This window comes from Microbispora sp. H13382, assembly GCF_014161445.1.
Taxonomy (GTDB): Bacteria; Actinomycetota; Actinomycetes; order Streptosporangiales; family Streptosporangiaceae; genus Microbispora.
Genome location: NZ_JABBXA010000002.1, coordinates 116238 through 128478, shown reverse-complemented (window position 1 = coordinate 128478; position 12241 = coordinate 116238). Strand labels below are relative to the sequence as shown.

The window sequence follows — 12241 nt, the reverse complement described above, 5'->3', positions numbered from 1 at the left end:
CATGTCGCTGGACGCTGAGGAGCGCAACCATCGTGAATCCAGGGGATGTCAACCTCCAGCAGTTGCTGGAGCAGGCTCAGCTGATGCAGCAGCAGCTCGTCACCGCGCAGCAGGAGCTCAGCGACGCCGAAGTGGAGGGCAGCGCAGGGGGCGGCCTGGTCGTCGCCACCGTGAACGGCAGCGGCGAGCTTCTCGAACTCGAGATCAGCCCGCTGGCCATCGACGCGAGCGACCCGGAGGAGACCGCGCAGACGATCGCGGACCTCGTGCTGGCCGCCGTGCGGGACGCCGTACGCGCCGCGGGGGAGCTGCAGCAGGAGAAGCTGGGCCCGCTCGCGCAGGGACTGGGGGGCGGCCTCGGCGGCCAGCTGCCGGGGTTCTAGAGCATGTACGAAGGGGTCGTCCAGAACCTGATCGACGAGCTCGGGCTGCTGCCCGGCGTCGGTCCCAAGAGCGCGCAGCGGATCGCGTTCCACCTCCTCGCGGCCGATCCGGCCGACGTCAAGCGGCTCGCGCACGCCCTGCTCGAAGTGAAGGAGAAGGTGCGCTTCTGCCGGGTGTGCGGAAACGTGGCCGAGGAGCAGGAGTGCCGGATCTGCCGGGACCAGCGGCGCGATCCGCACGTGATCTGCGTGGTCGAGGAGTCGAAGGACGTGGTGGCGATCGAGCGGACCCGCGAGTTCCGCGGTCGCTACCACGTGCTCGGCGGGGCGATCAGCCCGATCGACGGCATCGGCCCGGACGACCTGAAGATTCGCGAGCTGATGACCCGGCTGGCCGACGGCCAGGTGACCGAGCTGATCCTCGCGACCGACCCGAACCTCGAGGGCGAGGCGACGGCCACCTACCTGGCCAGGCTCGTCAAGCCCCTGGGATTGAAAGTGACCCGACTGGCCAGCGGTCTGCCTGTGGGCGGTGATCTCGAGTACGCCGACGAGGTCACTTTGGGCCGCGCTTTCGAAGGACGGAGGCTGCTGGATGTCTGACGAGTGGAACGACCTGGCCGCACGCGTCGCCGGACACGCGCAGAACTTCATCGACGGCCTCACCCGCCTGGCCGGCGGTGAGGGCGGCGACGCGACGCTGCCGCTGCTCCTGGTGGAGGTGGCCCAGGTCAGTCTCGCGGGCACCCAGCTCGGGGCCGCCCAGGACGTGATCCTGCAGGGCAACGTCGAACCCGCGCTGAGCGAGGACCCCGACATCGACCCCCTCCGTACGGCTCTCGCCGCCCGGCTCGGCCCGGTGGACGACTACGCCGAGGTGTTCGACCCCTACAAGGACACCGTGGTCACGCCGTACCGGCTGTCGGACGACCTCACGGCGGTGGCGGCCGACCTCATCCACGGGCTGCGGCACTACCAGGCGGGCCGTCCGCTCGAGGCGCTGTGGTGGTGGCAGTACTCCTACTTCAACACCTGGGGCAACCACGCCGGCGCGGCGCTGCGGGCCCTGCAGGCGCTGGTCGCGCACACGCGGCTCGACGTGGTCGAAGAGGGCACCGCGGTCTGACCGTCCACATGCTGGTCGCTGCCGGTCTCGGTTTGGGACGTCCAAGTACACTGTGAGCTCCACGTCCTGATTCGTTGGAGATTCCAGTGGCGCTCGTTGTGCAAAAGTACGGTGGTTCCTCCGTAGCCGACGCGTCCTGCATCAAGCGGGTCGCCCAGCGGATCGTCGCGACGAAAAAAGCGGGCAACGACGTCGTCGTCGTGGTGTCCGCGATGGGCGACACCACCGACGAGCTGCTCGACCTGGCCCAGCAGGTGTCGCCGCTGCCGCCCGGCCGCGAGCTCGACATGCTGCTCACCTCGGGTGAGCGGATCTCCATGGCGCTGCTCGCGATGGCGATCGCCAACCTGGGTAGCGAGGCGCGCAGCTTCACCGGCTCGCAGGCCGGGGTCATCACCGACTCGACGCACGGCAAGGCGCGCATCATCGACGTGACGCCGAGCCGCATCCGGGAGGCCGTCGACGCCGGTCAGATCGCGATCGTGGCCGGGTTCCAGGGCGTCTCCCAGGACAGCAAGGACATCACGACGCTCGGCCGGGGTGGTTCCGACACCACGGCCGTCGCTCTCGCGGCGGCGCTCGGCGCGGACGTCTGCGAGATCTACACCGACGTGGACGGCATCTACACCGCCGATCCCCGCATCGTCCGCTCGGCGCGGCAGATTCCGCGGATCTCCTACGACGAGGCCATGGAGATGGCGGCGTGCGGGGCGAAGATCCTGCACCTGCGCTGCGTGGAGTACGCCCGCAGGTTCACCCTGCCGATTCACGTCAGAAGCTCGTTCAGCACGAGGGAAGGCACCTGGGTCGTCTCCGACCCCTACAGCGAAGGAACCGAAGTGGAGCAGCCCATCATCTCCGGGGTCGCGCACGACCGGAGCGAGGCCAAGATCACTGTGGTCGGGGTGCCCGACAAGGTCGGAGAGGCCGCCGCCATCTTCCGCACGCTGGCCGACGCGGAGATCAACATCGACATGATCGTGCAGAACGTGTCGGCCGCGGCGACCGGGCGCACGGACATCTCCTTCACGCTGCCGGCCAACGACAGCCAGACGGCCCTGACGGCACTGAAGAAGATCCAGAACCAGGTCGCGTTCGAGTCGCTGCTGTACGACGACCAGATCGGCAAGGTCTCCCTGATCGGCGCGGGCATGCGCTCGCACCCGGGTGTCACCGCCAAGTTCTTCGGCGCGCTGGCCGACGCCGGGGTGAACATCGAGATGATCTCGACCTCGGAGATCCGCATCTCCGTCGTCGTGGGCCAGAACGAGGTGGACACCGCGGTCGCCGCCGCCCACCGCGCGTTCGACCTCGACGCCGACCAGGTCGAGGCCGTTGTCTACGGAGGTACCGGACGATGAGCCGCAAGCCCACCCTCGCCATCGTCGGCGCGACCGGTGCCGTCGGCACCGTCATGCTCGACATCCTGACCAACCGCCGCGACCTGTCCGACGCGTACGGCGAGATCCGGCTGATCGCCTCGCCGCGCTCGGCGGGCAAGGTGCTGAGCGTGCGCGGCGAGGACGTCGTCGTCCGGGCGCTGTCGCCTGAGGCGTTCGACGGCGTCGACATCGCGATGTTCGACGTGCCGGACGAGGTCTCCGCCGAGTGGGCGCCGATCGCCGCCTCGCGCGGCGCGGTGGCCGTGGACAACTCCGGCGCCTTCCGGATGGACCCGGACGTGCCGCTCGTGGTGCCCGAGTGCAACCCCGAGCAGGCCCGCAACCGGCCCAAGGGGATCATCTCGAACCCCAACTGCACCACGCTGTCGATGATGGCCGCCATGGGCGCCCTGCACCGCGAGTACGGCCTGCGCGAGCTGGTCGTGGCCTCCTACCAGGCGGTGTCCGGCGCCGGGGTGGCCGGGCCCGAGCGGCTCTACACGGAGATCGAGGCCGTCGCCGGCGACCGGACGATGGGCACCGTGGCGGGCGACGTGCGCAAGGCCGTGCCCGACCTGGCGGACTCGCCGTTCCCCGCCCCGCTGGTGCTCAACGTGGTGCCGCTGGCGGGCTCGCTCAAGGACGGCGGCTGGACCTCCGAGGAGCTCAAGGTCCGCAACGAGTCGCGCAAGATCCTCGGCATCCCGGACCTGAAGGTCTCGGCGACCTGCGTCCGCGTCCCGGTGGTGACCACCCACTCGCTGGCCGTCCACGCGACGTTCGAGCGGGAGGTCACGGTCGAGGGCGCCCGGGCGCTCCTGGACGCCGCGCCGACCGTGGTGGTGCTCGACGACCCCGCGAACGGCGTGTTCCCGACCCCGGCGGACGTCGTGGGCACCGACCCGACCTACGTGGGCCGGATTCGCCAGGCGCTCGACTTCCCGAACACGCTCGACCTGTTCCTGTGCGGAGACAACCTCCGCAAGGGCGCCGCGCTCAACACCGCCGAGATCGCCGCGCTGGTCGCCACCGAGTTCGCGTAGGCCGCTCAGCGGAACAGCACATCCCAGTGGGTGGGTTCGTCCGCCCACACGTCGGACGGCGCGGCGCGGTACAGCGCCGCGCCGTCCGCGCGCGTGCGCCAGTAGCGGCACATCCGGGTGACGTACGCGTCGAGGCACGGGTTGTGGGCGAGGTCCACCTTGTAGCCGTTGCCGTGGCTGTAGCGGCCACCGGCGTGGCCGGTCTCGGTGCCGCCGGTGACCGTCACCGGGCACCCGCTGGCCCGCCGCAGGTCGACGACGCGCATCAGCGTGCCGTATCTGATCGCCCGGAGTGACGTGCAGTACGGCCGGCGGTGGTCGGCGCAGTCGCCGCTCGACACGCGGCGCACCCCGGCGTCCAGCAGCAGGCCCACCGCCTCCTCGTGCGGGAGCCGTGCGTCCGCCTCCAAAGCGTCCCGGGCTCTCACGGTGGCGACGAACGTGCCGGCCAGCAGCGGCGGGAGGGTCACCTCCTGCCGCGCGACCTCGGCGGTCGCGGCGGGCGCCGGGGACGGCGGCGGGACGGGGTCCCTGTCGTTCTGCATGGGCAGGGAGATCAGGACGGCGGTGCCGATGCCGGCCAGCCCCCGCCATGACGGGCGGACGTCCAAGAGCCTCGTTTCCTCGGTCGACGACGGGGGCTGTGGTCTCTAATGCCACACCCGGCGACCTGTCCGCCCGTCGCCACGAGGCGATTTGCCGCCACGCGTGGATCATCTTGTCGGTTCATGACCGGACGCGGGCCCGACCCGTACAGTGACGAGCGTGGCCGAGAAGACACGGGAGCTGATCGTCGAGACGGCCCTCCGGTTGTTCAGGGATCGGGGGTACGAGGCGACCACGATGCGCGCCATCGCCGCGGAGGCGGGCGTGTCGGTGGGCAACGCCTACTACTACTTCAGGTCCAAGGAGCAGCTGATCCAGGCGTACTACGACCGGGCGCAGGCGACGCACGAGGCGGCGTGCCGCGAGGTGTTCGCCGCCGAGCGGTCGTTCGCCGGGAGGCTCGGGGGCGTGCTGCGGGAGTGGGTGCGGATCTCCGAGCCGTACCACGAGTTCGCGGTGAAGTTCTTCAAGCACGCGGCGGAGCCCAGCAACCCCCTGAGCCCGTTCAGCGCCGAGTCCGCTCCCGCACGCGAGTCGGCCGTCGCGCTCTATCGGGAGGTGGTCGAGGGGTCGGCCGGGCGCATGGACGACGAACTGCGCGAGGAGCTTCCCGAGCTGCTGTGGCTGCTGTGGATGGGAGTCGTGCTGTTCTGGGTCCACGACAACTCGCCGGGGTGCGCGCGCACCTACCGGCTGATCGACCGGGTCGTCCCGCTCGTCGACCGTCTGGTCGGGCTGTCGCATCTGCCCGGCATCAAGGGCGTGGCCAGGGAGGTCATCGAGGTGGTCCACGAACTCCGGGCGTGACCGCGACTCCATACCGTCCGGTTGGTATGGTCGGGTTGAGACCTTGGAAGGGGTGGCCGTGGATCGCTGGGGCATGACGATTCCGTTCTTCGGGCAGACGCCGGTCGAGTCGAAGGAGCTCGTCGCCGAGCTGCCCGCACTGGGCTACACCGACGCGTGGTCGGCCGAGGTGGGCGGCACGGACGGGTTCGTCCCGCTGGCCCTGGCGGCCGAATGGGCGCCGTCCCTGCGGCTGGGCACCGCGATCGTCCCCGTCTACACCCGCGGCCCGGCCCTGCTGGCCATGTCGGCGGCCACACTGGCCGACCTCGCCCCGGGCAGGTTCGTGCTGGGCATCGGCGCGTCGTCCCCGGTCATCGTGGGCAACTGGAACGCCGGCGAGTTCGACAAGCCGTACGCGCGGGTCCGCGACACCCTGCGCTTCCTGCGCGCGGCGCTGGCGGGGGAGAAGGTCACCGAGAGCTACGAGACCTTCGCCGTGAAGGGCTTCCGGCTGGAGAAGGCCCCCGCGACGCCGCCGAAGATCGTGCTGGCCGCGCTGCGCCCCGGCATGCTCCGCCTGGCCGCCCGCGAGGCCGACGGCGCGATCACCAACTGGCTGTCGCCTCAGGACGTACGGAGGGTCCGGGCCGAGCTGGGGCCGGAGACCGAGCTGACCGCGCGGCTGTTCGTCGTGGTGACGGAGGACGCCGCCAAGGCGCGGGAGATCGGCCGTCGGCTGCTGGCCTCCTACCTCACCGTCCCGGTGTACGCGGCCTTCCACGAGTGGCTCGGCCGAGGTGAGGCGCTGCGGCCCATGCAGGAGGCCTGGGCGGCAGGAGACCGCAAGGCCGCGCTGCAGGCGATCCCCGACCAGGTTGTGGACGACCTGATCGTGCACGGTGACGCGGCGACCTGCCGTGCCCGCGTCCGGGAGTACGTCGCCGCCGGGCTCGACACGCCCGTGCTCGCCCCCCTGCCTTTCGGAGACCTGGCCCAGGCTGTACGGGACCTCGCGCCGGGCGCCTGAAGGAACCGGGCCTGAAGGAGCTGGGCCTGAAGGAACCGGGGGAGCGCCGCCGGACGTTAACGGGGAGGCAAAGCGGGCAGAGGAGTCCACCTGGAGGTGTCCTCATGGTGAAGGCAGGACGTGCGGCGGCCACCTGGCGCGCCTACCGCGAGGTCTCCAAGCCCGGCTCGCCGGGACTCGGGGCCCGCATCCGGGCCGTGCCCCGGATGCTCCGCGCCGCGATCAAGGGCGACTACCCCGGCATGACCAAGGGCAAGCTCGCCATGCTCGGCATGGCCGTGGCGTACATCGTGTCGCCGATCGACGTCGTCCCCGACTTCCTCCTGGGCATCGGCGTCGTCGACGACTTCGGCGTGTTCCTGTGGCTGGCGACCGCGCTGCTCGGCGAGAGCGGCCAGTTCGTCGATTGGGAGCACGACCGCCGCCGTTAGAGCTGCTCCTGCCGCAGCCAGGCCCGCGAGGGCAGGGGATGGCCGAACAGGCGGGCGGCGTTGCCGTACGAGACCCTGGCGATGTCGGCGGGGGGCAGGCTGCCGAGGTTGCGGGCCACCGCGCGCTGGGTGTCCGGCCAGGTGGACTCCGCGCGCGGGTAGCCGGTCTCCAGCATCACCCGCTCCATGCCGACGGCGAGCCGCACCGAGCTCAGCGCGCTGTCGTCGAGCGTGCCGAAGAAGAAGTTGCGCCGCAGCACCTCGCTGGGCTTCAGGCCGCCCTCCCAGGTCGGGTCGCCCGCGACCGGGTGATCGAGCGCGTAGTCGGCCCGCTCGGCCAGCATCGGCAGCCACCCGACGCCGCCCTCCACGATGAGGACGCGCAGCTTGGGGAAGCGCAGCGCCACCCCCGACCACAGCCAGTCGGCGCAGGCGAACATCGCGCTGGCCGGGATCAGCGTGGTGATCGCCTCGACCGGGGTGTCGGGCGACGGCACCGGCGCCCAGGAGGACGCGCCGGTGTGCAGGCACACGACCGTCCCCGTCTCCTCGCAGGCGGCGAAGAACGGGTCCCAGTGACGGCTGTGGATCGACGGCAGCCGCAGCCGGGTGGGGAACTCGGGGAACACGACGGCCTTGAACCCGCGTGCGGCGTTGGCCCTGATCTCCTTCGCCGCGATCTCGGGATCGGGGAGCCAGGGAAGCTGGAGCGCGATCATGCGCTCGGGGTAGGTGCCCGCCCACACGTCGACGTGCCAGTCGTTCCAGGCCTGTACGAGCGCGAGCCCGAGGTCCTGGTCGCGGGTGCGGCCGAACGCCACTCCCGCCTGGCTCGCGAGCATGCCCGGGAAGCACAGGGCCGCCCAGATCCCGGCCCGGTCCATGTCGCCGACCCGGGCCTCGATGTCGTAGCAGCCCGGCCGCATGTCCTCGAAACGGACGGGATCGAGCGTCCACTGCTCCTTGGGCAGGCCCGCGCCCACGTCCAGTCCCGCGCAGGGATAGGTGGCGCCACCGTACCGCCACACCTGATGGCCCGAGTCGGTCTCCACGACCTTGGGCGCGAGGTCCTTGTACTTCTCCGGAAGGCGGTCCTCGAAGAGATCGGCCGGCTCGATCAGGTGATCATCGACCGAGATGATCACGAAGTCCCGCCGCCTCGGCTCTGGGTCGGTATGCAGCGGCGTCGTCACGATAGTAAACGGTAGGGCCAAGGGATAACACGGTACAAGCTGCGAGGTCTCCGGTTGGTATCCGTTCGCTCACCTTGCGGCGCGTACGGTCACGCCCTGTGACTCCTGCTCCGTCCGGAGGTCGCGGGCCTCGCGGCGCACCAGCAGCACCCAGCCGCCCACCGCGATGCCGATGAACAGCCACCACTGAACGGCGTACGCCAGGTTGAGCCCGCCTCCCGCGCCGACGTCCGGCGGGGGCAGGAGCTCCGGCGCCTCGGCCGTCGCAGGAGTCTGCGCGGTCAGCTCGACGAACCCCCCGAAGAGCCCGTACGGCAGGCCTTTGGCGAGGGCGGACGTGTCGATCAGCAGGATCTGGCCGGAGGGCAGCCCGGACCGGTTCCTGATGCCGGTGTTCTCCCGGGTCTCGGCCGGGCGGAGCCGTCCGGTGACCGTCACCTCCCCGGTGGGCGGCGCGGGCACCCGCGGCGGGGTGTCCGCGGTCGCCCCGGCCGGGACCCAGCCTCGGTTCACCAGCACCGCGCCCTGCGGTGTGACGAGCGGGGTGACCACGTAGAACCCGACCCGGGTGTTGAGGGAGCGCCGGCGCACCACGAGCTCATGGGCGGGGTCGTACCGGCCGGTGACGGTGACGAGGCGGTACCTGTCCCTCTCCGGCACGGTCGCGCCGGGCCGGTCCAGCCGGTCGAGCGGCACGGGAGCGGCGGCGAGGTTGGCGGTGATTCTGGCGCTGGCGGCCGACCGCTCCTCGAACCGTCCCCACTGCCACTTCCCCAGGAAGAAGAAGGCGGGGATCAGCGCGAGCACGAGCAGGTGCAGCCCGACCCAGCGGCGCGTGAGGAGGAACCGGTACACGCCACCAGCCTAGGCAGCGCCACGACCGGTCCTGTTGTCAGGACGTGTCTCAAGCCGGGGCGCTCAGCCGGGCGCCGGGGCCGGGGTGGGGGGTCACCTCGCGCGGACCGCCGACCTCGTGGCCATCCTCGCACGCCAGGTGCAGTGCGACGGGCGCGCCGCAGTCGCGGTGGGTCACCACGACCGGTGGTCCCTCGGGGTCGGCCAGATAGCGGTCGCCCCAGTGCATGAGCGCGATCATGATCGGGTAGAGGTCGAGGCCCTTCTGGGTGAGCCGGTACTCGTCGCGCTGGCGCTGGCCGGGCTCCTGGTAGGGCACCTTGCGCAGCAGGCCCTCTTCGACGAGCCGCGACAGCCGCGCGCTCAGCACCTGCCGGGGCGCACCGGTGCGCGTCTGCAGGTCGGCGAACCGCCGGATGCCGTTGAACGCCTCCCGGAGGACGAGGAGGGTCCACTTCTCGCCCAGCACGGCGAGGGTTCGCTCGATGGAGCAGTTGTCCACCCGATAACGCCGCATGTCGCGCATCGTAACCACAACCTCCGTCCGACATCTAAGTCTAGTTGACAGACTCAGGCGCTTCGAGGGAGGCTGAGTCCATGTTGGGAACTCAGGTGGGGTCCGCCGTGGACATCCGTGCGGCGCGTCCGGACGACGACGAGGAGCGGGTGCGGCTCTTCCTGGGGAGCCTGTCGCGGGCGACGCTGACGAACCGCTTCTTCGTCGGCCTGGGCCGGCCGAGCGAGAGGCTGGTCCGCGCCATGGTCGCGCGCGACGACAGGCGGGACGCGCTGCTCGCGCTGCACGGCGACGCCGTCATCGGGCACGCCATGAGCCACCTCGCCGACGGCGCCTACGGGGTGGAGGCGGAGATCGGGGTCGTGGTGGACGACCGGTGGCAGAACCTCGGCGTGGGCTCGCGGCTCGTGCGCACCCTCCTGCGCCGGGCGTCCGTACGCGGCGCGGTCGTCGTCGGCATGGACGTCATGACCGAGAACCGGCGGGTGCTGGCCATGGTGCGCAGGACCTGGCCCTCTGCCACAATCGACACACAGGGCACATCCGTCGAGATCAAAGCTCGCCTCGCATTTGCAGAACAAGGTTCTGTTGGTTCACCATTGACTATGTGAAGAACGCGAAGAGCGCGCGGGACGGTAGGGCCAGGATCATCGAGGGCGCCCTGCGCAGGTTCAGCCAGAGCGGGGTGTCGGCCACCACCCTGGCCAGCCTCCGGCAGGAGAGCGGCGTCAGCGTCGGCAGCTTCTATCACCACTTCACGAGCAAGGAACACGTCTTCGGCGTGCTCTACGCCGAGATCCTCGACATGTACCAGGACGCCTTCGTCGGCGAGCTCGTCCGCCACGAGGACGCCCGCGCCGGCATCGAGGCGATCGTCGCGATGCACATGGCGTGGTGCGGCGAGCACCCCGAGCGCGCCCGCCTGCTGATCAGCGAGCGTCCGCCCCGGCGCAACGAGCCCGGCGGCCCGGAGGTCGCGGAGTCGCGGCGCGAGTTCTTCCGGCAGGTCGCCGACTGGTGGCGGCCGCACATGAAGGACGGCGTGCTCCGTCCTGTCCCCGCCACGATGTGCTACGTGCTGTGGCTCGGCCCCGCGCAGGAAATGTGCCGCCTGTGGTTCAGCGGCGCCCACCAGCCCACGCAGGAGGAGATCCGTGAGCTGGGCGAGGCCGCCTGGAACAGCCTGAAGATGCCGTAGATTCGATCTGTGGACGCCCCTTCTGACCTGGTCCGGCGGCTTCGCGACAGGTTCGTGGAAACCGGATACACGATCGACGGCGTGCGTGAGCGGCTGGGCGACATGGCCGCCTCCGCCCTGGCCCGCGAGGAGGTCGTGCCCGCACTGCGGGCCACCAGGGACGCCGACCCCCTCGCCGCGCTGATCCGCCTGTGGTGGCTGGGCGTCCCGGTCAGCATGGCCGCCGCCGACCTTCCGCTGCAGGACCTCATCGAGGCCGGGCTGCTGGTGCGCCTGGGCGACTCCGTGCAGGCCACCGTGCACCTCCAGCCCTGGGACACGGGCACGGGCGACCCGGCGTACGTGGTGTCCGACCGCAAGGTGCGGCCCGGCGACCCCTCGCTGCGGCCCGACCACGTGGTGGGAGCGGGCGGCGCCTCGGCCAACCTCGCCCAGCTCGGCTGGACCGCGCCGGTCGGGCGGGCGCTCGACCTCGGCACCGGCTGCGGCGTGCAGGTGCTGCACCTGGCGCCCAGGGCGCAGGACGTCGTCGCGACCGACGTGAACCGCAGGGCGCTGCGGCTGGCCCGCCTCAGCTGGGGCCTGTCCGGCGTGACCGGCGTCGAGGCGCGCGAGGGCTCGATGTACGACCCCGTGGACGGCGAGCGGTTCGACCTCGTGGTGTCCAACCCTCCGTTCGTCATCGCGCCCGAGGCCAGGTACACCTACCGCGAGGCCGGGCGGCGGGGCGACGAGTTCTGCCGGGACCTCGTACGGCGCACGCCCCGGCACCTCGCCCAGGGCGGCCGGGCGCGCTTCCTCGCCAACTGGCTGCACGTCAAGGGCGAGGACTGGCAGGACAGGGTGGGCGGCTGGCTCGCGGAGACCGGCTGCGACGGCTGGGCCGTACAGCGCGACGTGCAGGACCCGGCCGAGTACGTGGAGCTGTGGCTGCGGGACTCCGCGGAGCACGGCACGTCGGCCTACCGGGAGCGCTACGACGAGTGGCTCGGCTGGTTCGAGTCGCTGGACGTGACCGGCGTCGGCTTCGGCTGGATCGCCCTGCACGACTCCGGGTCGCTGAGCCCGCTCGTGCGGGTGGAGGAGATGACGCAGCCGGTCGAGCCTCCGTCCGGCGCACTGGTCGAGGAGGTCCTGCGCGCGGCGCGCACCGCCCACGAGCTGTCCGACGAGGACCTGCTCGACGCGCGCCTGAAGTCGGCCGAGGGAGTGGTGGAGGAGCGCGTCGGCCCGCCCGGCGCCGACGACCCCTCCCGGATCGTCCTGCGGCAGACCCGGGGCGCGCGCCGTACGGTCACCGTGGGGACGGTGGAGGCGGCCCTGGCCGGGGTGTGCGACGGCGACCTGCCCACGCGGCCGCTGCTCGCCGCGATCGCCGAGCTGACCGGCGAGGACCTCGGCGCCGTGCTCGGGCGGGCTCCCGCCGCGCTGCGCTCCCTGATCGCAGAGGGCTTCCTCCGCGTTGCAAGCCCACGTTGATCGGAGTTTGAACGGCCGGGCCGACAGTGGTCCTGAGCGGGCTTCGGGGGGGTTCGGAGCCCGCGCAGAAAGCCCGGCCGGTCGCCGACGTGAGGCGGCGAGTCGTCACGGGGCGCACCGGTAAGGATCCGGGCCCCCTGCGCGTCCCAGTGACGACGGGCGACCGGCCGGGCGGTTCACGCGCCCACGATTGAGAATCGGTGATCGATTTG

Annotated in this window: 15 protein-coding genes; 11 read left to right on the top strand and 4 right to left on the bottom strand. The window is 71.4% G+C overall.

Annotated features, from left to right (window positions below):
• The first annotated feature begins 32 nt into the window (after nt 1-32).
• The 5 genes from HHX41_RS04355 to HHX41_RS04335 all read left to right on the top strand — a co-directional run bounded on the left by HHX41_RS04355 (nt 33) and on the right by HHX41_RS04335 (nt 3934).
• Nucleotides 33-383 carry a YbaB/EbfC family nucleoid-associated protein gene (locus HHX41_RS04355; protein ID WP_079320096.1) on the top strand — a complete coding sequence of 117 codons (351 nt, stop codon included), beginning with the start codon at nt 33-35 and terminating at the stop codon, nt 381-383.
• 3 nt (nt 384-386) lie between these two features.
• Nucleotides 387-986, top strand: a complete 600-nt coding sequence (gene recR / locus HHX41_RS04350; protein WP_169983653.1) for a recombination mediator RecR — start codon at nt 387-389, stop codon at nt 984-986.
• Complete coding sequence (locus HHX41_RS04345; RefSeq protein ID WP_142573480.1) at nt 979-1509, top strand: DUF5063 domain-containing protein; 531 nt, start codon at nt 979-981, stop codon at nt 1507-1509. The genes recR and HHX41_RS04345 overlap by 8 nt, the downstream gene beginning before the upstream one ends.
• 86 nt (nt 1510-1595) lie before the next feature.
• The gene (locus tag HHX41_RS04340; RefSeq protein ID WP_169983654.1) at nt 1596-2870 is read left to right on the top strand and encodes an aspartate kinase; all 1275 of its coding nucleotides are present in this window, start codon (nt 1596-1598) and stop codon (nt 2868-2870) included.
• Nucleotides 2867-3934, top strand: a complete 1068-nt coding sequence (locus HHX41_RS04335; RefSeq protein WP_169983655.1) for an aspartate-semialdehyde dehydrogenase — start codon at nt 2867-2869, stop codon at nt 3932-3934. Before HHX41_RS04340 ends, HHX41_RS04335 begins: the two co-directional genes overlap by 4 nt.
• Nucleotides 3935-3939: 5 nt before the next feature.
• Here HHX41_RS04335 and HHX41_RS04330 read toward each other — a convergent pair whose 3' ends face one another.
• Nucleotides 3940-4545 carry a hypothetical protein gene (locus HHX41_RS04330; protein ID WP_182904908.1) on the bottom strand — a complete coding sequence of 202 codons (606 nt, stop codon included), beginning with the start codon at nt 4543-4545 and terminating at the stop codon, nt 3940-3942.
• Between the two features lie 154 nt (nt 4546-4699).
• Here HHX41_RS04330 and HHX41_RS04325 point away from each other — a divergent pair, with 154 nt between their 5' ends.
• The 3 genes from HHX41_RS04325 to HHX41_RS04315 all read left to right on the top strand — a co-directional run bounded on the left by HHX41_RS04325 (nt 4700) and on the right by HHX41_RS04315 (nt 6787).
• Nucleotides 4700-5347: a TetR family transcriptional regulator gene (locus tag HHX41_RS04325; protein WP_310741770.1), complete on the top strand. Its 648-nt coding sequence runs from the start codon at nt 4700-4702 to the stop codon at nt 5345-5347.
• Between the two features lie 73 nt (nt 5348-5420).
• Nucleotides 5421-6356, top strand: coding sequence for an LLM class F420-dependent oxidoreductase (locus HHX41_RS04320; protein ID WP_220503734.1), 936 nt, complete (start codon nt 5421-5423; stop codon nt 6354-6356).
• 104 nt (nt 6357-6460) lie between these two features.
• Complete coding sequence (locus tag HHX41_RS04315; RefSeq protein WP_169983659.1) at nt 6461-6787, top strand: YkvA family protein; 327 nt, start codon at nt 6461-6463, stop codon at nt 6785-6787.
• Here the strand turns inward: HHX41_RS04315 and HHX41_RS04310 are convergent.
• The 3 genes from HHX41_RS04310 to HHX41_RS04300 form a co-directional block, all read right to left on the bottom strand.
• A complete protein-coding gene (locus tag HHX41_RS04310) occupies nt 6784-7980 on the bottom strand; it encodes an amidohydrolase family protein (RefSeq protein ID WP_182904905.1) in 1197 nt (398 codons plus the stop codon). The two genes, HHX41_RS04315 and HHX41_RS04310, sit on opposite strands and share 4 nt — an antisense overlap.
• Nucleotides 7981-8049: 69 nt before the next feature.
• Complete coding sequence (locus HHX41_RS04305) at nt 8050-8835, bottom strand: SURF1 family protein (RefSeq protein WP_182904904.1); 786 nt, start codon at nt 8833-8835, stop codon at nt 8050-8052.
• Nucleotides 8836-8884: 49 nt separating this feature from the next.
• A complete protein-coding gene (locus HHX41_RS04300) occupies nt 8885-9352 on the bottom strand; it encodes a helix-turn-helix domain-containing protein (RefSeq protein WP_220503732.1) in 468 nt (155 codons plus the stop codon).
• An 80-nt stretch (nt 9353-9432) separates the two neighbouring features.
• On the opposite strand from HHX41_RS04300, the gene HHX41_RS04295 reads away from it, so the two are divergent.
• The 3 genes from HHX41_RS04295 to HHX41_RS04285 are packed head-to-tail and all read left to right on the top strand — an operon-like array spanning nt 9433 to nt 12029.
• Entirely contained in the window at nt 9433-9963 is a 531-nt protein-coding gene (locus HHX41_RS04295) for a GNAT family N-acetyltransferase (RefSeq protein WP_182904902.1), read from the top strand.
• Nucleotides 9960-10550 carry a TetR/AcrR family transcriptional regulator gene (locus HHX41_RS04290; protein WP_169983664.1) on the top strand — a complete coding sequence of 197 codons (591 nt, stop codon included), beginning with the start codon at nt 9960-9962 and terminating at the stop codon, nt 10548-10550. Before HHX41_RS04295 ends, HHX41_RS04290 begins: the two co-directional genes overlap by 4 nt.
• The gene (locus HHX41_RS04285) at nt 10551-12029 is read left to right on the top strand and encodes a methyltransferase (RefSeq protein ID WP_396794166.1); all 1479 of its coding nucleotides are present in this window, start codon (nt 10551-10553) and stop codon (nt 12027-12029) included.
• Nucleotides 12030-12241: the final 212 nt, after the last annotated feature.